Raw genomic sequence first — 22,754 nt, 5'->3', positions numbered from 1 at the left:
TAATGCAAGCGAGTTGGATGATATTAATGGGCATCGGATGCCTGATCATTCTGGCATTATCAGTGTATGCGGGACGTTTACTGTATCGTGTGAAAGCACAACAAGTACAGCAGCTTAATCAACAAAATGAAGCAATTGCTGCACGTAAAGTCCGCATTACTGAAAGTGTACAGATCATTGCCAAAGCGATGGGGCGTGAAGAATGTGACCTGTCAGAAGGCACTATTCGTATCAGTAAATTATTGGCGGCTATACCTGCTTTAGAACCTGTTGATTGGGCGCAGCAGTATCCTGACTTACATGCGTTTTATGACAAAGTAAAACATATGCCAATCATGGATGCTCGCAGTGAATTACCAAAAAAAACGCGTATGCAATTTGATTTAGATCGTTTTCGTTTTGAAGGTGAATATGCAGAACGTGTGCAAAAAGACGTAGCCCGCTTAACGACGTTCGAGTGTTAATAAATAACGGAACTAATCGTTAATATTATGATGTAAGACAAACGGCATGATGTTTATTTTCGGCATACTGTCGTGAGTTGTCTTAGGGGATGAATATGCTAAATCAAAAATTAGTCTGGGATCAGGCTATGATCGAAAAATATAATTACAGTGGTCCAAGGTATACATCTTATCCAACTGCGTTGGAATTTGATGAGTCTTTCGGTTATCAAGACTTTCGCTTTGCTTGCGATGAGACACCTGATAAGCCGTTGTCATTGTATGTGCATATTCCTTTCTGCCATAAGCTTTGTTATTACTGTGGTTGCAACAAAGTCATTACCCGCCATCAGCATAAAGCCGATCCGTACCTTGATGTGCTTGAAGCTGAGATCAAGCAACAAGCTGCATTTTTCAAAAACCGTAATGTATCGCAATTACATTGGGGCGGTGGCACTCCAACGTTTTTAACGCAACCACAAATTCAACGTTTGATGGATGCGTTAAAAAACAGCTTTAATTTTGACGACGATGCTGAAATTTCGATTGAAGTTGACCCACGTGAAATTGAACTAAGTACCATTGATTTATTAGCGAAAGTTGGCTTTAATCGTTTAAGTCTTGGTGTGCAAGATTTCGATAAAAAAGTGCAAGCGGCAATCAACCGTGATCAAGATGAAGACTTCATTTTTGCGCTTATCAAACGTGCTCATGAGTTAGGGTTCAAATCGACTAATATTGATTTAATTTATGGCTTACCACATCAAACCAAAGCAACCTTCCATAAAACCTTGGAGCGTGTACTAGATTTAGATCCGGCACGTTTAACGGTATTTAATTACGCGCATTTACCAAGTTTGTTTGCTGGTCAGCGTAAAATGAAAGAAGAAGATATGCCGTCGCCTTCTGATCGCTTAGCTATTTTAGAAGATGCGATCGCGTTTTTGACCGATAACGGTTATCAATTTATTGGTATGGATCATTTTGCAAAGCCAGACGATGAATTAGCGATTGCTCAGCGCGAAGGTATACTGCACCGTAATTTTCAAGGTTATACGACTCAAGGTGAAACGGATTTGTTGGGTTTAGGTGTATCATCAATTAGCCAAATTGGTAATGCTTATTCGCAGAACCAAAAAGAACTAAAAATGTACTATAAGCAAGTGGATGAGCTTGGTCATGCACAATGGCGTGGTGTGGGTCTGAATGATGATGATTCGATTCGTCGCGCGGTGATCAAACAGCTAATGTGTAATTTTGAGCTGGATATGGATAAGATTGCGGATACTTTCAAGCTAGACTTTGCCACTTACTTTGCTGAAGACATGGCATTATTACAAACCTTCATTAACGATGAACTGGTTATTATTGAAGGCAATATGTTGCAAGTAGCACCGAAAGGTAAATTGTTGATCCGTAATATCTGTATGTGTTTCGATGTGTATTTACGTCAACGCGCACGTCAGCAACAGTTTTCTCGCGTGATCTAATTCCGCAAGAGATTAAATAATAGTGAGGCACCTTAGGGTGCCTTTTTAATGCCTGTTTGAATGTAATCATTGTTGTTTTAAGGAAAATAGTGCTCTCGATTTTCTGACTATTACGTTAGTATTGGAGACCTGATTTCATAGAAGTTAAATATACATAACTTGGTATCTATGTAATATTGTTCTTCGATAACATTATCTTATTTTACAAAGTTATTAATGATAGACATAATCACAAAAATGGAAATACGCCTATGAAAGCGATAGTCATTGATATTGATGATACGGTATTAGATTTTGGTTCTCGGTTACGTGAGTTTGTTAATCACCAATATGATAAAAAAGTGACTGGTAAACCCTTAGCATGGGATTTATGCGAGTGGTTAGGTGTTAAAGAAGGTCAAGATGTTAAAATATTAAAAGAGTTTGCATCTAGTTGGCAGTTTGGTGCATTAGATGCGCTGCCAGGTGCTTCGCGAATTCTAACTAAACTAATCCAAGAAGGTTATGATATTTTTTGTATTACTGCGTGTAGTCGTGACCCTCAGGTGGAAGCGCTGCGTCGAGCAAACATGTATCATTGCTTCGGTAATATTTTTCAAGATATCTTTTTTGTTGAGTTTGGAGAGTCAAAAGCGACTTATTTAAACAAGATTCAACAGACGCATGAGATCCATGCTTTTGTAGATGATAAATATGATAATTTGCTGGATGCGAAAAATGCTGGGGTTGATAATTGCATTATGATAAAGCAACCGCATAATAAAGCGTTCAGAGAAAGAGTAACGAGTGCACACGACTGGTATGAAATTTCCTATATCATACAAACGTGGCATGAAAAAACATGGTCGGTACAATAAGCTAAACTTAGTATTAGCGATGAAGCTCTCAGTTATACGATGTATCTGAGTTTTTCAATTTGTAGCTCTAATTAGTACTTATGACTTTCAGATGAAAGTGGTACTATCTACTTTATAGGAAACTTAAATTGTGTGGGATATGAGAAATCATGCAGCAACGACATACTGATATTATTAATCTTGTAAATGAAAAGGGACGTGCTTCTGTTGGCGAAATGTCGAATAAGCTGGGTGTTTCAGAGGTTACGATCCGTCATGACCTGAACAAGTTAGAAAAAGAAGGATTCATCCGTCGTGTTCATGGTGGCGCTACTCCGCATAATACCGATAACGTGTCGCATCGTATTACGGTCAATTATGAGCACAAGCGTAAAATGGCAATGTGTGCAGCAAGCCTCGTTGAGCATGGCGAAACTATCATGATCGAAGGTGGTAGTGCGAATGCTTTACTGGCAAAAGAGCTAGGTAAACGTAGTGATGTAACCATTATTACACCGAGCAGCTATATTGCCCATTTAATGAAAGAAACCGATGTTAAGATTATCGTGTTAGGTGGTCTTTATCAGCATGAAAGTGAAAGCATGGTGGGTACCTTGACGCGTCTTTGCATCAAGCATACTCACTTTACTAAAGCATTTTTAGGTATCGATGGTCTGCATCCAAATACGGGCTTTACGAGCCGTAATATGATGCGTGCTGATGTCGGTGTGGCTATTTTAGAAAAAGGTGCACAAAATATTGTCATCACGGATTCTTCTAAATTCGGTCAAGTTCACAATACACCATTATATCAATTCGATCAGGTCGATATGGTGATTACTGACGAAGATGCTTCGTTAGAATATGTACATTTATTAGAAAAACATAACATTAAAGTCGTAAAATAATTTTCCTCTACGGCTAATTTAATCTACGTTTTATTAATGCCAGTCAGCATTGTTATAATATAACATTTCTGACTGGCATCAGTGACGGCTGTTATGTTATATTATAACACCTGTTTACTGACCTCGTGTTTATACCATGTCTTTACTTTTATTTCTGAGCATCGCGACCCTCTTCCTTGGCCCTTATTTATGTAAATTTGTCGGCTCTAAATCTGATCGTTTTGCTTTCTTTGATAGTTTTATCTTTGTTTCCATTGGCGGTTTGGTGTTATTCCATATCTTGCCAGAATTATTGGAAAGTGGGGGTATTGCCGTTCTTGGACTGATGCTAGTCGGCTTATTTGGCCCTGGTATGGTGGAAAAAATATTTCATAAAGTCGCCAAACAAACCCATTCTATTACCTTGATATTAGGCGTGTTAGGCCTAGTTTTACACGCTCTTACCGATGGCGGCGCGCTTGCGATTGAAAATGATCAGACCGCTTATTTATTGGCAATCGGTGTGGTTCTCCATCGTTTTCCTGTCGGTTTGACTGTGTGGTGGTTGTTACGTCCGCATTACGGCAGAGCATTACCGCTAGCGGTATTAACAGCAATGTCAGTGGCAACGGTTGCGGGTACTTGGCTGGGTGGAGAACTGATCGCACATGATAGTGGTAACTGGTTGATCTGGTTCCAAGCATTAGTGATGGGTTCTATTTTACATGTTGTATTTCACCAGCCCTATAAACAGGAACACGGTAAAGAAACTCAACGTGATAAATTTGCCGCTGGTACGGGTAGCTTAATTGGTGCCATCTGTTTACTTGCGGTATTACTGCCACATTGGTTAGGTTATGCGCCGCATGATCACGGTTCGGAAGAAACCGTGTTGGTATCAGAAATGGCGACATCTCCTGAGCTACAGGTCGATATCGAATTACATGAGCATGCGGAAGATGAAGGGCATGACCATGTAGGACACGATGACCATGTAGGGCATGATGACCATGTAGGGCATGATGACCATGTAGGACATGATGACCATGCGGGACATGATGACCATGCGGGACATGCGCACGGTAATGAAACAGCTGAAACCTTATTACGATTTGTGAGCTTGTCGTTACATGCGGCCCCCGCGTTATTGTTCGCTTATATCCTGACATGGCTGATTAACTTTGTGAAACCTGCATTCAATCTGGTTGGCCAATTACGCAGTACTGGCTCAGTCGCTGGCGCATTAAAAGGCACGCTGATTGGTTTACCTCTGCCGATCTGTATTCCAGATGCATCAAGCATGTATAAGCAATTGATTAAAGCGGGCTGCGGCTCTGCATTAGCAGTGTCATTTTTGGTGGCGTCGCCTGTGATCGGGTTTGATGCATTACTTATTTCATTGCCGTTACTCGGTGCTGAGTGGGTTGGTATTCGTTTAGTGATGGCGATTATTTTAGCGGTAACCTTGGGTTTATTGATTGGGTTATTGTTTAAGAAACATGATTTAAATACTGAAACGTGTGCGACACCTGAACAGCTAAAACAATCTACATCGCGTTTGAAGCATGCTTTTGAACATGGTTTTGCGCATTTAATTGATCATACTGCACCTTGGGTATTGTTTGGATTAATTGCCGCAGCAACATTTACCCCGACGATTGGTTGGCAGTTTTTACAGCAAGAACCTTGGTTACAAGTGGTTCTGGCGATCTTGATTGCGTTACCCTTTCATTTTTGTGCGACGGGTATTACCCCTGTATTAGCGATTATGCTTATTGCCGGCGTATCGCCAGGTGCGGTTGTTGCTTTTAGTTTAGTGGGACCAACGCTTAACTTAGATTTATACCGCTTTATTAAAGATAATCAAGGTAAGCACATTGCAATGGCTGTGGTTATGGCGATTGTCACTGTAGCCTTGTTATTAGGCCTGGGGATTATGTATTGGGTACCTGAATTGCCTAAGCCATGGTTAACGCTAGCACCACATTGGCAAGATGATTGGTGGCGTTATTTGAGTCTAGTCATTGTAACGGTTCTATTTGCGATAAGTATTTTACGTCGCGGTGCGCGTAGCTTTATGTTGGAATTATTACCGCATAGTTTTAGAAATGCCAAACCTCACCATCACCATCATTAGATTGTAATATCAATCTTGTTTCTCTGGGCATTACGTCGATCGTGTAACCGGCGCTCGTAACGAGAACAGTGATTTGATTGACGTTGCCGCCGCTCATGGCGGTGACGTTGCTCCATAATAAACTCGCCTTTTACTTCTATCGTCTCGATTAGACAGACTTCATTATTCATATTATCTAGATTTACTTCCATGCTCAGCTCACTTGTCGTGATATCGGAATCGTTATTTGTTAATACTTATTTTTATGACAGTGTCATCAAGCTCACAGTTTTTATATTTGCAAGGTTAAACCTGTTCTGGTTTACTAAGATTAGTATAACTAGATGAAAATGTGATTCGAATTACTCCCACTCTTTGTATAGCAAACAGGATGTTTCTCGACAAAGCAATAAAGGTTTTTTCATGCCAAAGAAAGTGACGGATGTTTTAACTCAAGATGAACTTAATTTATTACAGGAAGTAATAGAGAGTCAGGCTGATGATGTTAGCCGTGAAGTATTTATCTCGCATATCTCAAAGCAAATGCTGAATGTATTAGCGCAATCTGATGACATTGTATTGGTAACGCAAAGCCAAAAAAAGGAATTTCGTTTTCCGCTTTATCTTATTAGTGATGGCTATAGCGATGAGCTAAAGGAGCTTGGTCCTCCCGATATCATTGATTATAAAGGTGGAGAAGGGCGTTATTGGCGCCTGTCGGATCCCAAAGGTTTAAAGGTATTTGATCCGCAAGGTGAAGTATTATTGGGTGCGGTTCTGAATATATCGACGTCGGGTTTGTTTATGTTATGCAGTGCGCAGCAATTTTCGTCTATCGATTTCAACCTTCAAAAAGGGGACTGTGTGAACTTTTATTTAAAGATCCCACAACGTGGTTTTCATTTAGTTAAGGCTAACGTTGTACGGATTGAAAATGAAAATAATAATGGTAAAGGACTGGCGTTGAATTTCGATATTGATAATGACTTAGCTTTGATACTCCATAATTATATTATTGAAAAACATGATTCACTGAATTAGTAAGCGGGCAGTTAACTTAAAGGATAGGTTAACTGCCTAAGCATGATTAATTAATATCGAGTTCCTTCAACTTACGGGTGAGGGTATTACGACCCCAGCCCAGTAGTTTTGCTGCATCTTGTTTATGACCTTGCGTGTACTCTAATGCAGTTTGTAACATGATACGTTCAAAATCAGGCATTGCTTCAGCAAGGATATCACGCTGTCCTGATGCGAGTTGCTGTGCCGTCCAGGTTTTTAATTGCGTGCGCCAGTCGCCACTTTGAGCTGCGCTACCATGACTCATTAAGGGCGGTTGCTCTTCGGTGATCTCAGGAGGTAAATCAGCAATGAATATTTCTTGGCCGCTGGCCATCACAGTTAACCAACGACAAATATTTTCAAGTTGGCGAACGTTACCGGACCAATGATGATTAGCTAAATAGGTTTGTGCTTCTTTACTGAGAATTTTGGTTTCGACACTCAGTTCTTTACCCGCTCTGATTAAAAAATGATTGGCGAGTTTAGGAATATCTTCTCGACGTTCATTTAACGATGGAATATGAATACGAATGACGTTCAAACGATGGAATAAGTCTTCACGAAAACTACCATCAGCTACTTTTTTTTCTAGGTTTTGATGCGTTGCTGCGATGATTCGTACATCTACACTCACCGGAGAATGGCCACCTACACGGTAAAATTGCCCATCAGAAAGTACCCGCAATAATCGGGTTTGAATATCAATCGGCATATCCCCGATCTCATCTAAAAATAGGGTACCGCCATTAGCTTGTTCAAAGCGACCATTACGCACACCTGCTGCGCCCGTGAAGGCACCTTTTTCATGACCAAAAAGTTCTGATTCAATCAAATCTTTGGGAATTGCAGCCATGTTTAAGGCAATAAATTCGTTATTTACGCGTGGGCTGTGTTTGTGTAGCGCTTGTGCAACTAATTCTTTACCCGTACCAGATTCACCATTAATTAATACGCTGATCGAAGAACGTGATAAGCGACCGATAGCGCGAAAAACTTCCTGCATGGCGGGTGCTTCACCAATAATTTCAGTCACTGGCGCCACTTTATTATTTTTACGACGATTTTTGCTTTGCTCTTTGGCATGGGTCACTGCGCGAGTCGCTAAGGACACTGCTTCATCAATATCAAACGGTTTTGGTAGGTATTCAAATGCACCCGCCTGATACGCATTGACTGCACTGTCTAGATCGGAGTGGGCAGTCATAATGATGATCGGGAGATCGGGGTGAATGGCATGTACTTTTTTCATTAACTCTAATCCGGTCATTTCTGGCATGCGGATATCAGAAATAATGATATCTGGCTGTTCGAATTCGAGTTTATTTAATAAGGCATGCGCACCACTAAATGCAGAGGTTTCAAATTTCTGTGATTTTAATGCTTTGTCGAGAACCCAGCGGATGGAACTATCGTCATCGACAATCCAAACTGTTGCTGTTGTCATAGTTTAATCCTTTATTTTCTTAGTGGCAGATAAATGGCAAATTCGGTATGGCCTGGCCAGCTATGACACTCAATTTTACCCTTGTGTTGTTTAATCAGGTTTTGAGCAATAGAAAGACCAAGTCCGGTGCCGCCTTCACGTGCAGTAACCATTGGGTAGAACAAGGTATCTTTAATGTGCTCTGGAATACCTGGTCCGTTATCAATGATTTTTATTTCAGCACATAAGCGATATTTCTGCCCTTGGATATTCACTTGATGTGCTGTGCGCGTAATAATTTTAATGATGCCATGTTCTTTTAGTATTTGAACTGCATTACTAATGATATTAAGTAGTGCTTGTTGTAATAGGTCTGGTTCCATCTCAAAATCAGGGATAGATGGATCATAATCTCGCTCGATAATGATGCCTGGCGGTAAATCGAATTCGACTAATTGTTTTACTTTTTCAATGACGGAGTGAATATTTAAAATGGTTTTCTGACCAGGCTTTTGTGGCCCTAATAAACGGTCAACTAGCGTCCGTAATCGATCGGCTTGTTCGATGATAATACCGGTAAATTCTTTTAATTCCGCCGTTGGTAGCTCTTTCTCTAACAATTGTGCGGCGCCACGTAATCCCCCTAGTGGGTTTTTAATTTCATGGGCCAAACCACGTACTAATTCTTGCGCTGCTTGCTGTTGTACATGTTGATAAAGCTCTTGGCTGATTTTCTTTTGTAAATCTATTTGCCTCGCTTCAATTAGAATGCAGACTTCCGAGTTAAAGTTCGTTAATGTTGCTGAAATCTCGACTAATAGTTGGCGATCATCAATGACTAATGATACTTCATTGTCAGTAAATCCTTGCCCTGTTTTAATTGTACTTGCCAATAACGAAAGGTCTAGCGTTGTATGTTCGATGATGTCCGTGATCTTCACATCAAGCACCCGGCTAGCGCTGGAGCCTAGCAATTGTTCACCCGCTGGATTGATATATTTTATATACAGATCATGATTGAGAACGAAAACCGAAGAAACTAAGTTATTCATTAATGACTGTTGAGGTTCTGGGATCATTATCATGGCACTTCCTTATTAGGATAAACATCCCGAGACCGAACGCACCAATTTGGTGCTGACTTTAAAATATTACTGTACAGCGTGGTAAAATTAAAGCTGTAATGCTTAGTTGGCCTTAAATCGATGTAAATAAACAGTAATGAGTTCTGATGATGCAATTACCTTGCCTAAATTGTTGATTATTTGTAACTGTAATTTATGCGTACCAATCGGTACGTTGGTGACATTAAATTGGTTCTCAATTTGTTCGCTATGAATAATGCCATCAATTAATAAACGAATATTCGAGCCGTACTGCAGTGTTGAACTGAGAGCGGCTGACACTGTTATTTCGCCAGTGTTACTGCGTATCGTTTGTTGATCGCGTGGTGTGTTGATATGAATGCTAATTGGCGTGACAGATTTATCATTCATAGTGGTATTTGCATGACTTGCTTTGTGGGTGATTGATTGAGTTAGAGAGTCAATGGAAGGTGGTGTGAGCTTCACATTAATTTCTTTGGCTGATGCGGGTTTACTTTCATCATCCGAAAAATGGGTAATACCTTGCTCATCAGTCCATTGATAAATAGCGGCAACACTGGCATAGCTTGTGATTATTAATATGAATAACATTACGTGTTTCATGGCGACATCCTGTCTTTGCTTACTTGATTTGTATGGTTATTTTCACCTAATTACATTTGTTTAACAAATAAAAAACCCGCTTAATTGCGGGTTTTTTGATATTAATTTGTATTAATCAGAAATTATACGCTGTAGTACATTTCAAACTCAATTGGGTGAGTTGTCATGTTCAGTCTTTCAACTTCTTGTTCTTTTATTGCAATGTAAGCATCGATAGTATCGTCTGCCATTACATCGCCAACCGTTAAGAATTCACGGTCAGTATCGAGTGCTGATAGTGCTTCTTGTAGTGAAGAGGCAACTTGTGGAATCTCTGCTGCTTCTTCCGCTGGAAGGTCGTATAAATCTTTATCCATTGCATCACCTGGGTGGATGCGGTTTTTAATACCGTCAATACCCGCCATTAACATTGCTGAGAATGCTAAGTATGGATTTGCTGCTGGATCTGGGAAACGTACTTCAATACGTGTCGCTTTTGGCGATGGTACGATTGGGATACGGATTGATGCAGAACGGTTACGCGCTGAGTAAGCTAGCATTACTGGTGCTTCAAAACCTGGAACTAAACGTTTGTACGAGTTAGTTGCTGGGTTAGCAAAGGCGTTAATTGCTTTTGCGTGCTTGATGATACCACCGATGTAATAAAGCGCAGTTTCAGATAGGCCGCCATACAGATCACCAGCAAAAATGTTTTCGCCATTTTTCTGTAGTGATTGGTGACAATGCATACCAGAACCGTTATCGCCTACAAGTGGCTTAGGCATAAATGTTGCTGTTTTTCCGTAAGCGTGTGCAACATTATGGATAACGTATTTAGTAATTTGAACTTCATCCGCTTTTTCAACGATTGAGTTATATAGTGCTGCGATCTCGTTTTGACCTGCTGTCGCTACTTCATGGTGATGCGCTTCAACTGTTAAGCCCATTTCTTCCATTATTAGGCACATTGCACTACGGATGTCTTGTGCAGAGTCAACTGGTGATACTGGGAAGTAACCACCTTTAACACTTGGACGGTGACCCATGTTGCCGCCTTCGTACTCTTTATCAGAGTTCCAAGAAGCTTCTTCAGCGTCAATTTTGTACATGCTACCTGACATGTCAGTTTTGTACTTAACATCATCAAATAGGAAAAATTCTGGTTCTGGACCGAAGAATACATCATCAGCAATACCAGTTGAGCGTAAATATGCAAGTGCACGTTTTGCTACTGAACGTGGGTCACGGCTATAACCTTGCATCGTTGCAGGCTCTAGTACGTCACAACGAAGGTTCAGTGTTGTTGCTTCTGTGAACGGGTCAAGTACGGCTGTTGCCGGATCTGGCATTAAAATCATGTCAGATTCGTTGATGCCTTTCCAGCCTTCAATGGATGAACCATCAAACATTTTACCTTCTTCAAAGAAGCCGGCAGTAACTTGATGATGTGGTAGAGAAACGTGCTGCTCTTTACCTTTAGTATCTGTAAAACGTAAATCTACAAATTTAACGTCTTGTTCTTTAATTAGAGCTAATACGCTTTCTGCTGACATAAAAAATAACCTCCGGTGTCATCAATATGATGGCTTCATTTAAAGTGGCTGACTGTAAACAATCATAATTTAAATAATGCCATATATGTGCCAACTATTTAAGTTGTTGATTTTGTTGTTTTAATGTATGTGTCACTCCTTGCTTCAACCTATTGCTGCACGAACATCGTGCGTGCAGAGCACCTTTTTGGTGCAGAAGTTGTTGCGGTAAATAAACGCATACATTTACGATTACTAACTCTGATATTATGGTTTATTTTCAGGGATTACCAGTAAAATCGTATTCAAATATAGTTGATAAAACGTATCATCTATAAGCCTAATTACTCACGGTGTGATATGGCTTATATTTATTTATTTTTTGTGTGCTAAAAGTCCATTCAGTACCTATCGCACGATTTTTCAATAAAATAAATTGCAATCATTTTACTCTGTGCCAAAATTTTGCTAGGTAGATCACAGCGAGGCGGTTACAATACCGCCTAATTTTTACCCATATAAAATATACAGAGGCATCACAGTGCTAGAGAAACTACGCAACATTGCGATTATCGCTCACGTTGACCATGGTAAAACCACTTTAGTTGACAAGTTATTAGAACAGTCAGGTACTTTAAAAACACGTGGTGGTAATGAAGAACGTGTAATGGATTCTAACGATCTTGAAAAAGAACGTGGTATTACTATTCTTGCTAAAAACACAGCAATTATGTGGAAAGATTACCGTATCAACATCGTAGATACTCCAGGACACGCCGATTTCGGTGGTGAAGTTGAGCGTATTATGTCTATGGTAGACAGTGTTTGTTTGATCGTTGATGCAGTTGATGGGCCTATGCCACAAACGCGTTTCGTAACACAAAAAGCATTTGCACACGGTCTTAAGCCAATTGTTGTTATCAACAAAATCGATAAGCCTGGTGCTCGCCCTGATTGGGTTATGGATCAAATCTTTGATTTATTCGATAACCTAGGCGCAACTGATGAACAGTTAGACTTTAAAGTTGTTTATGCTTCTGCACTAAATGGCTGGGCTAACTCTGAATCAGATGAACCAACTGAAAACATGGAACCTTTATTCCAAGCTATTGTTGACGGTGTTGCTCCACCTGAAGGCGATCGTGACGGTGATTTCCAAATGCAAATCTCGCAACTTGATCACAACGCATACGTTGGCGTGATCGGTGTTGGTCGTATCACACGTGGTTCTGTTAAAGTAAATCAACAAGTTACTATTGTTGGTTCTGACGGTAAACAGCGTAAAGGTAAAGTTGGCCAAGTATTAGGTTACTTAGGTCTTGAACGTCATGATGTTGCACTTGCAGAAGCGGGCGATATCATTGCAATAAGTGGCTTAGGCGAACTAAAAATTTCTGACACTATCTGTGCACAGAACAATGTTGAAGCGCTACCACCGTTATCAGTTGATGAACCAACTGTAACAATGACGTTCCAAGTAAACAACTCACCATTCTGTGGTAAAGAAGGTAAATTTGTTACATCACGTAACATCCTTGACCGTCTGAACAAAGAGTTAGTACACAACGTTGCACTTAAAGTAGAAGAAACTGCTGATCCAGATAAATTCAAAGTATCTGGTCGTGGTGAACTACACTTAGGCATCTTAATTGAAAACATGCGTCGTGAAGGTTTCGAGCTAGCAGTATCTCGTCCTGAAGTTATCGAACGTATGATTGACGGTAAGCTACATGAGCCAATGGAAACATTGACTGTTGACTGTGAAGATCAACATCAAGGTTCTGTAATGGAACAGTTAGGCATCCGTAAAGCGGAACTAACTAACATGACTCCAGATGGTAAAGGTCGTGTTCGTTTAGACTTCATGATCCCAAGCCGTGGTTTAATCGGTTTCCAAACTGAATTCCTAACAATGACATCTGGTTCTGGTCTTTTATACCATAGCTTCGATCACTACGGTCTACATAAAGGCGGTACAATTGGTCAACGTCAGAATGGTGTATTAGTTTGTAACCAAACTGGTAAAGCAGTTACTTACTCTTTATTCTTCTTACAAGATCGTGGTCGTCTGTTCTTAGGTCACGCGACAGAAGTATACGAAGGTCAAATTGTTGGTATTCATAACCGTTCTAACGATTTAACAGTTAACTGTATTCGTGGTAAACAGCTTACTAACGTTCGTTCTTCTGGTACTGATGAAGCACAAACGCTTTCACCAGCAATCGTTCTGACTCTTGAGCAAGCGCTTGAATTCATCGATATTGATGAGTTAGTAGAAGTAACACCGTTAAGCATTCGTATCCGTAAGAAACTTCTTTCAGAAAACGATCGTAAACGTGCTAGCCGTCCAGCTAAATAATAATAGTTAACAAGGTTATGAATTAATAATCTTGGCGCTATTTCAAAAAAAGGTGATACTTAGGTATCACCTTTTTTTTTATCTTCAAATTACCAGGGAGGGTACTTGTGGTTACGTTATCTTATCAACATCCGTTACTGTTGCTGTTGGCAAAAACTAAAACCGTGTTGTGGTTGTTCTTGTTAAATTGCTTTGCATTTTTGCGCTATTTAGGTCAACGCGTGAGTGATGATCGGATCACGGTTAACGCCAGTTCGTTAGCGTATACAACCTTACTTTCTCTCGTGCCATTAATCACTGTCGTTTTTTCGGTGATGTCGGCTTTTCCTATTTTTGAAAGTTGGCAGCAAAGTGTTGAAGCATTTTTATATACTAATTTAGTGCCACATGCGACGGGTACGATTCAAGAATATCTACAGGATTTTGTTGCCAATACAGGAAAAATGACCTCGATTGGTTCTGGCGCGTTGTTTATGGTGGCATTGCTGTTAATTAATACCATTGATAAGCACATTAATCATATTTGGCGTTGTAAAATTGAACGTAGTTTCTTTTTATCATTTGCGGTGTATTGGTTGATATTAACTTTTGGTCCATTATTTATTGCCCTTAGTTTAGGTATTTCGTCTTATTTATTATCCTTATCATTTGTTTCTGATGTGACTGAAGTGACCGGGATTGTTAGCCTGTTAAAGTTGGTGCCTGCCTTGCTGGGTACATTGGGTTTATTTGTGATGTATGTGGTTATTCCTCATCGTCACGTTCCGTTACTTTATGCATTTATTGGCGCCTCGATTAGTGCTTTGTTATTTGAAGGTATCAAACGGATCTTTACTTGGTATTTAGTACAATTTCCCTCTTATGAAGTGATTTATGGCGCATTAGCAACTATACCTATCTTATTAGTTTGGATTTACCTGTGCTGGTTGATTGTCCTACTCGGGGCTGAAATTACCGCGTCATTAACAGAATTTGATGAGCATAAAAAAGCACAGGTTAAATTGAAAAAACAGTCACAAAATCAACAGCAAAAACATCTATCTATGGATGACAGCTCTGGCTAAGTAAGGCAAAGTTAATACTGCAAGCGGATTAACATTGTTGCGCTAATGTTCGGTTCAACTATCAACCTCTAGTGTCTTTTGTTGTGGGAGAAGAGGTTGATATTGCTATGATTGGACTGTACCCGGCCATCCAGCATTATGCTGAACATCATTTATCTGTAAGTCCCCTACACAGTCTTTATATTGAGGAAGTGGGTAATCCTGATGGTATACCGCTATTATTTCTGCATGACGGTCCCGGTAAAGGGGTTCTGGCAGACGATAGACGCTTATTCGACCCTAAGCTATACCGGATAATTTTGTTTGACCAACGAGGCTGTGGACGCTCTCAACCGTATGCCTGTATTGAAGACAATACCACCCAAGATTTATTGCAGGATATCAGTGCTATCTTAACGCTGTTAGATATTCGCCGTTGCGTATTATTCGGGGAAGGCTGGGGGGCGACGTTAGCGTTACTGTATAGCTTGAATCATCGAGATAAGATACAGGGCTTAATACTACACAGTTTATTTCTAGCGCGTAATCAGGATCTAACGTGGCAATTTTCAGCATCAGGTGGTGCCGCACAGCTATTTCCTGAGCATTTTAATCAGCTGGTTAGTCGCGCTAACGGAAGAGATTATGGTGCCTTACTTTCTGCATATAGCCAGTTGTTAGTGAGTGATAATGAAATAGAAAAAATGGCAGCGGCAAAAGCCTGGGTGGAGTGGCAAGTGCAAATTGGTAATCCACATCCAGAGTTCCGCAGTAAAGTGGATCTGATTGATGCCGATGTGGCGTTAAGTATGTCGACGTTACAATGTCATTATTTTTCGAAAAATTGTTTTATTTCTGACAATTATATTTTTAAGTGTCTAGACTCATTATCACATTTACCGATGATCATGGTGCATGGGCGCTTTGATATTTCTAATCCGTTAGGGCCTACGTATGAGTTATGTCAGCACCTCCCATTCGCACAGCTGTTTATTGTGCCTTATGCGGGTCATTTTGATTGTGAGCCAGGCATGATAGATGCGTTACGAAAAGCGACAGAACTCATGGCTGAGATTATTGCGTTTGAGTTTGTCAGTGATTAATTTAAGGAGTTTCGGTATTATCAATAACATTAAAATTTAATAATGATTATTGAGGAAAGGCATGATCGCATTGATCCAACGTGTACGCAAAGCAGATGTAAGCGTTGAAGATGAAGTTATCGGTAAAATAAGCCAAGGTTTACTGGTGTTATTAGGCATTGAGAAAGGCGATACCGAGGCGAAAGCTAAGCGTCTATGTGAAAAATTATTAGCGTATCGGGTGTTTAGTGATGCAGACGATAAAATGAATTTAAATGTTAATCAAATCAATGGTGAACTGTTGGTGGTATCTCAATTTACGTTGGCGGCAGATACCAATTCTGGTACAAGACCGAGTTTCTCGAGTGCTGCCGCCCCTGCTGATGCCAATCATTTATATGAATATTTTGTTGGTCAATGTCGTCAAAAAGAAATAACGACAGAGACAGGGCGCTTTGCTGCAGATATGCAAGTGTCGTTAGTCAATGATGGACCGGTTACTTTTTGGCTGCAAGTGTAGACCGCAGACCATGAGTGATAGTTATAGACAAGGAGAGAATATGTTTCACGTGCATATACCTGAAACGGAACAAGAGTTAGAAGATTATTATCATTTGCGCTGGTCGCTATTAAGAGCACCACTGCAGCGTCCGCCTGGTAGCGAAAAAGATATCTATGATGAGCACAGTGAGCATCGTATGATCTTGGATAATGCCGGCACACCCATCGCGTGTGGGCGGATTTATACCGCGGGAGCGGATGAATCTCAGATTCACTATATGGCGGTTGACCCGAGTCACCGTAAGCAGGGATTAGGCAGTTTACTGATCTCGGCGTTAGAAGATGAAGCTTACAAGGCTGGTAGTGAACGAATTGTCATGAATGCGCGTGTCGAAGCGGTGCCATTTTATGAAAAGTGCGGGTTCTCTTTAGTCGGCAGTGGCCAAATTAGTGAAGGTGTTCGTCATCGTCAGATGATTAAAGAAGTGAACGCCATGGATAAGATTTTACGACATCCAGATTGGTGCGCAGAATTACAACAAGAATGGGCAACCAAGATCCCGATTAGCCAGCATATGGGCATTAATATTCGTCAGTACAGTGGTTGGCGATTCGAAACAGCGGCGCCATTAAATGCCAATGTCAATGTTCACGATACTATGTTTGCTGGCAGTATCTACAGTCAGGCGACGTTAACAGGCTGGGGGTTAGTTTGGTTAATGCTAAAAGAGCAGGGGTTACTGGGTAATATTGTCCTGTCTAAAGGTAATATTCATTATAAACGACCAATTAACCAAGCGCCCTTCGCGGTTGCTCATAAATACCGAATGAAGGGCAGTTTGGTGGAATTAATCGAAGGACGTAACGCCAAGCTTGATATTGAAGTTGATGTTTATAGTGGTCCCAAACTGGCAGCTATTTTTAGCGCGACCTTTGTCGTTATGCCAGTTGGTGCATAATTTTAACCTATTCGATAACCTTAATTGATTAAAAATCAGTGGTTAGGCATTGGAATAAATGTCTTTGTCTGCCATCCAACGTTGGGTGATCGCATGGGCATTATCGGGATGCTGTTGCAGTAAGTGGCGAGCAATATTTTGGACTAAAGGAATAAGTTGTTGGTCGCGCACTAAGTCTGCCACTTTTAAGTCGGCAATACCGGTTTGTTTACTGCCGAGCATTTCGCCCGGGCCACGGATCTCGAGGTCTCGTTGTGCAATTTTGAACCCGTCTGTGGTTTCCCGTAATACCGATAAACGCTTACTGCCAGTATCGGAAAGCGGTGCGTGATAAAGTAATACGCAGTGACTGGCTACTTTACCACGGCCGACACGACCACGCAGTTGGTGTAATTGTGCCAGACCCAAACGCTCTGGATTTTCGATAATCATCAAACTGGCATTTGGCACATCAACACCGACTTCGATAACCGTGGTGGCGACTAATAAATCCAATTGTTTGTTCTTAAACGCCGCCATGACGTATTGTTTTTCAATGGCTTTCATTCGGCCATGTACTAAGCCAATACGTAAATCGGGTAACGTTTTTTGTAAATCATTAGCGGTATCTTCAGCCGCTTGGGCTTCTAATACTTCTGATTCTTCAATGAGTGTACATACCCAATAGACTTGGCGACCTTCATTTTTAACGGCTAATGCAACCCGTTCGATGATTTTACCGCGTTTGCTATCTGGCATCACTACGGTGGTGATCGGGGTTCGCCCGGGTGGTAATTCGTCAATAACCGAGGTATTTAGATCGGCATAAGCCGTCATGGCTAAGGTTCGTGGAATCGGCGTTGCCGTCATAAATAATTGGTGCGGGTATAAACCACTGACCGCGCCTTTTTCACGTAGGGCAAGGCGTTGCTCGACACCAAAGCGATGTTGCTCATCAATAATGACCAAGGTTAAATTTAAAAATTTTACCGCGTCTTGAAAAATGGCATGGGTGCCGACAATCATTTGCGTTTCGCCACTCGCAATGGATGCCAACTCAGCTTCTCGCGCTTTGCCTTTTTGTTTACCGGATAACCAACCGACTTTGATACCCAGTTGATTGAACCAGCCTTTGAAATTAAGCGCATGTTGTTCCGCTAATATTTCAGTGGGTGCCATTAATGCGACTTGATAGCCGTTACCGATAGCCTGCAGCGCCGCTAAGGCCGCAACGAGGGTTTTGCCTGACCCAACGTCGCCTTGCACTAAACGCATCATAGGATAGCCTTTCTGGAGGTCCTGTTGGATCTCACCGACAACACGTTGTTGGGCATTCGTTGGCGTAAAAGGCAATTGCGCTAAAAATTTATCGGTAATTGTTTTGCTAGGGTGTAATTTGACTGCAGGATGCTGCTGCATTTTTTTACGTAATTGCAGCATACTGATATTTTGCGCCAGTAGTTCTTCAATAATAAGGCGTTGTTGCGCAGGATGTTTACCTTGCTCTAACAGCTCAAGCGAGACATCGGGTGTTGGTCGGTGCAATAGTTGGATGGCATGATTTAACTCGATTTGCCCTGTGTATAGACCTTCTGGTAGCAATTCTTGTAATGTCGTTTGCGTAAGGTGTTGCAGTGCTTGGTCTGTTAGATTTCGTAAGGTAAGTTGTTTTAACCCATCTGTTGAAGGATATATCGGCGTTAGCGTTTCTTCACTCATTTCTGAGCTGGTAGCATGCGCAAGTTTATATTCCGGATGGACAATTTCATAACCAAAGCGGCCACGGCGAAACTCGCCAAACGCGGTAATGGTTTTACCAATATTGAAACTGTTTTTTTGTCCGGCATTAAAATGGAAAAATAATAACGTGATAATGCCTGTGCCGTCGTTGACTTTACAAGACATGATTTTGCGTTTACCAAACGTGACATCGCAACTGACGATCTCGCCTTCGATAGTACCATGCAGACCGGGTAATAGGTCTTGGATAGGATAGATGGTTGTACGATCCTGATAGCGGCTTGGTAGATGAAAAAGCAGATCCTGAACCGTGACTAAGTTCAGCTTTGCTAATTTCTCGGCCATTTTGGCGCCAACACCTTTTAATTCGATAACCGGGATCTTATCTAGTCGCATAATCACTCACGAATCTACTGTACATATACACATATATTATCAGAAGATTTAGATTATGCTAGCTTTGCATTTTGGTATTAAATGCAAAGCTTAATTTAAGCTGGCCTAGTTTGAACTACGCAGTGCATTCCACCACGATTCGTCAGCAACAATTTGACCTTCTTCATCTAATGCAGGGTAAGCTAAACCTTTACGTTTACATGCTTTTGCATAGATAGGGTGGCCACCTTCAAAGTAAATTTTGTGCTGCTCTTCAGCGGATAATTTGCTTTCGCCTTGATACATGCCTGCATTATCACGTTGACGTTGTGCTTCATATAAGATCGTCGCGGTTGCTACTGATACGTTTAACGATTGCACCATACCCACCATAGGGATGATGATATCTTGATCGGCAAGTGCCAATGCTTCTGCACTAATACCGGTCTTTTCTTGACCCATTAAGATCGCAGTTGGTTTAGTGTAGTCAATTTCACGGAAATCAACAGCAGTATCAGAAAGGTTAGTGGCAAGCACTTGCATGCCTTGGGCTTTTAATTCTTTGATTGCTGCAGCAATGTTATCGTGAGAGTGTACTTTCACCCAGTTTTGGCTGCCTGTTGCAGTGCCACCAGATACTTTTGTTGGACGTATAGACCATACCGCGTGAACATTGTTGACACCCACTGCATCGCAAGTTCTTACTACGGCTGCAAGATTATGTGGTTTATGCACAGATTCCATACAAACAGTAAGATCTGGTTGGCGGTGTTGGAGCATTTTAGTAATGCGTTCGAGACGTTCTGGGGTCATGGTCTTACTCTATCAGATTTAATTGGCGAGGTATTATACCCAAATCACGGGCTAATGCGAATATCTGAACTTAGCTTAGGCGAGTCTGGGTGGTTGAATGGCGTTTGTATAACGAAGCCGTCCTTTACAACGGCTTCGTTATCAGCAAACTAACACTGTGTTATACATACATTCATATTGTTCATTGAATGCTTAATTATAACTGCGTGATATTTTCAGTACGTCTTGCAGGGTACGGATCTTCTTCATGACATCGGCCACATGTTTACGGTTTTTCGCGGTAATAAGAATATCAACGTTATAAACACGGGCATCTTTTTCATCGGTAACTATGTTATGAATATTGGCACCAGTCGAGGCCACAGTATTGGTCAATTTCGCTAATACACCTTGGTGATTAACCACTTGAATACGAATCTCTGTTTTAAATTCTTGGCTTGGGTCGATATTTTCATCCCATTCAACTGGGATATAACGGTCTGGTTCATTTTGATAACCATGAATATTGCGACAGGTTTCAATATGAATGACCAGACCTTTGCCTGGACTTAAATGGGCAACAATTGGGTCACCTGGAATAGGGTGACAACAGTTAGCAAAACTAACGAGCATGCCTTCGGCGCCCTTAATTGGCATTTTAGCTTCTTCCGAGCGCGGTGACAGATCGGTTAGTTCATCAACCCGACCTTGTAGGCGGCGGGCAATCACAATACTCATCATGTTACCTAAACCGATCTCGATAAGCAGTGCATCTAGATTTTCACACTTGGTATCTTCGAGTACTTTGTTTAAGTTTTCGACGTCAATGTCATCAACTTTAACACCGTTTAATGCGTGGTTTAATAGACGACGACCAAGAATAATTGAATCTTCGGTGCGCGTGTTTTTCAACTGCTGACGGACACGAACGCGTGCTCTGCCTGTGACAATAAAGTTTAACCATGCGGCATTTGGTCGCGCACCTGGCGCAGTAATAATTTCAACGGTTTGACCATTTTTCAATGGTTGGCTTAGCGCATGTGGCTGGCGATTAACACGGGCTCCAACACAAGTATGACCAACATCGGTATGGATTGAATAAGCGACGTCTACCGGTGTCGCACCACGTGGTAATTCGATGATCTTACCTTTAGGTGTGAACACATAAATTTCATCTGGGAATAGATCGGTTTTCACACTTTCAATAAATTCAAACGACGAACCAGCACTTTGCTGTAATTCGAGTAGGCTTTGCATCCATTTTTGTGCACGCAATTGTGCGGTGGTATTAATTTTGTCTGCGCCTTGTTTGTATGACCAATGCGCAGCAACACCACGGTCAGCCATAAGGTCCATATCTTTAGTGCGGATTTGGATCTCAAGCGGTACCCCGTGTGGACCCACTAATGAGGTATGCAAAGACTGATAACCATTGGTTTTTGGAATGGCAATATAATCTTTAAAGCGGGTTATTTTTGGTTTGTATAAACTGTGCATTTGCCCCAGTACACGATAGCAAGTATCGAGATCGTCAACTATGATTCTAAATGCATAAATATCAACAACTTCATGAAACTGTACGCGCTTTTTCTTCATCTTGTTGTAAATACTAAAGATGAGTTTTTCACGACCATCTGTTTTCGCAGGGACGCCAGCTTCGACTAAACGACCTTCAATTTCTTGACGGATGTTAGACATCACTTCTTTACGGTTACCACGTGCCGCTTTTACCGATTCAGTTAGGATACGGTAACGCATAGGGTACATGGCCTCTAGCCCTAACTCCTCTAATTCATTTTTAATATTATGAATACCAAGGCGGTTAGCGATCGGGGCAAAAATCTCTAAGGTTTCGCTGGCGATACGACGGCGTTTGTCTGGTCTTAATGCACCAAGGGTACGCATGTTATGGGTACGATCGGCCAGTTTGATTAAGATAACGCGTATGTCTTGTACCATCGCCATGAACATTTTACGGAAGTTTTCCGCTTGTGCTTCTTTGCGATCGCGGAATTTAAGCTTATCAAGTTTAGAAACACCTTCCACTAATTCAGCAACGGTACCACCGAATAATGACGCAAGGTCTTCTTGGGTTGTTTCTGTATCTTCAATCACATCATGGAGCAGTGCCGCCATAATGGTTTTATGATCAAGGCGCATATCAGCAAGAATTTCAGCAACGGCAACAGGGTGAATAATGTAAGGTTCACCCGTACTTCTCTTTTGAGGTAGATGCGCTTCCCGCGCGACTAAATAAGCATGTTCAATGAGTTCGACTTGTTCAACCGATAAGTAGGTTGATGTCGTTGCTTTTAAATTTGCGAATATATGCAAGTACTGCCTCGTTACTAAAAGTTGATATAAATAAGATGATCGTATTAGCAAGATAATAAAAAGTGGAACTAATTGCACCTTTAAATTTACATCTTTGTTATATTTATGCCAAT

Annotated in this window: 18 protein-coding genes; 11 read left to right on the top strand and 7 right to left on the bottom strand. The window is 41.1% G+C overall.

Annotation, left to right across the window (positions count from 1 at the left end; all coding sequences use genetic code 11):
* Window positions 1-2 precede the first annotated feature (2 nt).
* From AKG98_RS02470 to AKG98_RS02445, 6 genes are all read left to right on the top strand, one after another.
* Entirely contained in the window at window positions 3-464 is a 462-nt protein-coding gene (locus AKG98_RS02470; protein WP_067040887.1) for a DUF2489 domain-containing protein, read from the top strand.
* 95 nt (window positions 465-559) lie between these two features.
* On the top strand, window positions 560-1,933 hold the full coding sequence (gene hemN, locus AKG98_RS02465; protein WP_067040878.1) for an oxygen-independent coproporphyrinogen III oxidase: 1,374 nt from the start codon (window positions 560-562) through the stop codon (window positions 1,931-1,933).
* A 176-nt stretch (window positions 1,934-2,109) separates the two neighbouring features.
* Window positions 2,110-2,790 (top strand): HAD family acid phosphatase, encoded by a 681-nt coding sequence (locus AKG98_RS02460; protein ID WP_228140186.1) that lies wholly within the window; start codon window positions 2,110-2,112, stop codon window positions 2,788-2,790.
* A 149-nt stretch (window positions 2,791-2,939) separates the two neighbouring features.
* A complete protein-coding gene (locus tag AKG98_RS02455) occupies window positions 2,940-3,677 on the top strand; it encodes a DNA-binding transcriptional regulator YciT (RefSeq protein WP_067040864.1) in 738 nt (245 codons plus the stop codon).
* A 136-nt stretch (window positions 3,678-3,813) separates the two neighbouring features.
* Window positions 3,814-5,793 (top strand): permease, encoded by a 1,980-nt coding sequence (locus tag AKG98_RS02450; RefSeq protein ID WP_067040861.1) that lies wholly within the window; start codon window positions 3,814-3,816, stop codon window positions 5,791-5,793.
* 402 nt (window positions 5,794-6,195) lie between these two features.
* Window positions 6,196-6,813 (top strand): PilZ domain-containing protein, encoded by a 618-nt coding sequence (locus AKG98_RS02445; RefSeq protein ID WP_067040858.1) that lies wholly within the window; start codon window positions 6,196-6,198, stop codon window positions 6,811-6,813.
* 46 nt (window positions 6,814-6,859) lie between these two features.
* On the opposite strand, the gene glnG is transcribed toward AKG98_RS02445, so the two are convergent.
* The 4 genes from glnG to glnA form a co-directional block, all read right to left on the bottom strand.
* Window positions 6,860-8,278 carry a nitrogen regulation protein NR(I) gene (gene glnG, locus AKG98_RS02440; RefSeq protein ID WP_067040855.1) on the bottom strand — a complete coding sequence of 473 codons (1,419 nt, stop codon included), beginning with the start codon at window positions 8,276-8,278 and terminating at the stop codon, window positions 6,860-6,862.
* An 11-nt stretch (window positions 8,279-8,289) separates the two neighbouring features.
* Complete coding sequence (gene glnL / locus AKG98_RS02435) at window positions 8,290-9,342, bottom strand: nitrogen regulation protein NR(II) (protein WP_067040848.1); 1,053 nt, start codon at window positions 9,340-9,342, stop codon at window positions 8,290-8,292.
* Between the two features lie 102 nt (window positions 9,343-9,444).
* Window positions 9,445-9,966 carry a DUF4124 domain-containing protein gene (locus AKG98_RS02430; protein WP_067040846.1) on the bottom strand — a complete coding sequence of 174 codons (522 nt, stop codon included), beginning with the start codon at window positions 9,964-9,966 and terminating at the stop codon, window positions 9,445-9,447.
* A gap of 122 nt (window positions 9,967-10,088) precedes the next feature.
* On the bottom strand, window positions 10,089-11,498 hold the full coding sequence (gene glnA, locus AKG98_RS02425; protein WP_067040844.1) for a glutamate--ammonia ligase: 1,410 nt from the start codon (window positions 11,496-11,498) through the stop codon (window positions 10,089-10,091).
* 520 nt (window positions 11,499-12,018) lie between these two features.
* On the opposite strand from glnA, the gene typA reads away from it, so the two are divergent.
* From typA to AKG98_RS02400, 5 genes are all read left to right on the top strand, one after another.
* The gene (typA, locus tag AKG98_RS02420; protein ID WP_067040842.1) at window positions 12,019-13,836 is read left to right on the top strand and encodes a translational GTPase TypA; all 1,818 of its coding nucleotides are present in this window, start codon (window positions 12,019-12,021) and stop codon (window positions 13,834-13,836) included.
* A 107-nt stretch (window positions 13,837-13,943) separates the two neighbouring features.
* Window positions 13,944-14,900: a virulence factor BrkB family protein gene (locus AKG98_RS02415; protein ID WP_067040840.1), complete on the top strand. Its 957-nt coding sequence runs from the start codon at window positions 13,944-13,946 to the stop codon at window positions 14,898-14,900.
* A 107-nt stretch (window positions 14,901-15,007) separates the two neighbouring features.
* Complete coding sequence (gene pip / locus AKG98_RS02410) at window positions 15,008-15,982, top strand: prolyl aminopeptidase (protein WP_067040836.1); 975 nt, start codon at window positions 15,008-15,010, stop codon at window positions 15,980-15,982.
* A gap of 61 nt (window positions 15,983-16,043) precedes the next feature.
* Window positions 16,044-16,481: a D-aminoacyl-tRNA deacylase gene (dtd, locus tag AKG98_RS02405; protein ID WP_067040833.1), complete on the top strand. Its 438-nt coding sequence runs from the start codon at window positions 16,044-16,046 to the stop codon at window positions 16,479-16,481.
* Between the two features lie 40 nt (window positions 16,482-16,521).
* Window positions 16,522-17,421 (top strand): bifunctional GNAT family N-acetyltransferase/hotdog fold thioesterase, encoded by a 900-nt coding sequence (locus AKG98_RS02400; protein WP_067040831.1) that lies wholly within the window; start codon window positions 16,522-16,524, stop codon window positions 17,419-17,421.
* Window positions 17,422-17,463: 42 nt separating this feature from the next.
* Here AKG98_RS02400 and recG read toward each other — a convergent pair whose 3' ends face one another.
* From recG to spoT, 3 genes are all read right to left on the bottom strand, one after another.
* On the bottom strand, window positions 17,464-19,536 hold the full coding sequence (gene recG / locus AKG98_RS02395; protein WP_067040828.1) for an ATP-dependent DNA helicase RecG: 2,073 nt from the start codon (window positions 19,534-19,536) through the stop codon (window positions 17,464-17,466).
* Between the two features lie 105 nt (window positions 19,537-19,641).
* Window positions 19,642-20,328: a tRNA (guanosine(18)-2'-O)-methyltransferase TrmH gene (gene trmH, locus AKG98_RS02390; RefSeq protein ID WP_067040825.1), complete on the bottom strand. Its 687-nt coding sequence runs from the start codon at window positions 20,326-20,328 to the stop codon at window positions 19,642-19,644.
* A gap of 192 nt (window positions 20,329-20,520) precedes the next feature.
* Window positions 20,521-22,641, bottom strand: a complete 2,121-nt coding sequence (gene spoT, locus AKG98_RS02385; RefSeq protein ID WP_067040824.1) for a bifunctional GTP diphosphokinase/guanosine-3',5'-bis pyrophosphate 3'-pyrophosphohydrolase — start codon at window positions 22,639-22,641, stop codon at window positions 20,521-20,523.
* Between the last annotated feature and the right edge of the window lie 113 nt (window positions 22,642-22,754).

The organism is Moritella sp. JT01, assembly GCF_001574435.1.
Taxonomy (GTDB): Bacteria; Pseudomonadota; Gammaproteobacteria; order Enterobacterales; family Moritellaceae; genus Moritella.
The sequence above is the reverse complement of the archived record's forward strand: the minus strand, read 5'-3'. Positions and strand labels throughout refer to the sequence as shown.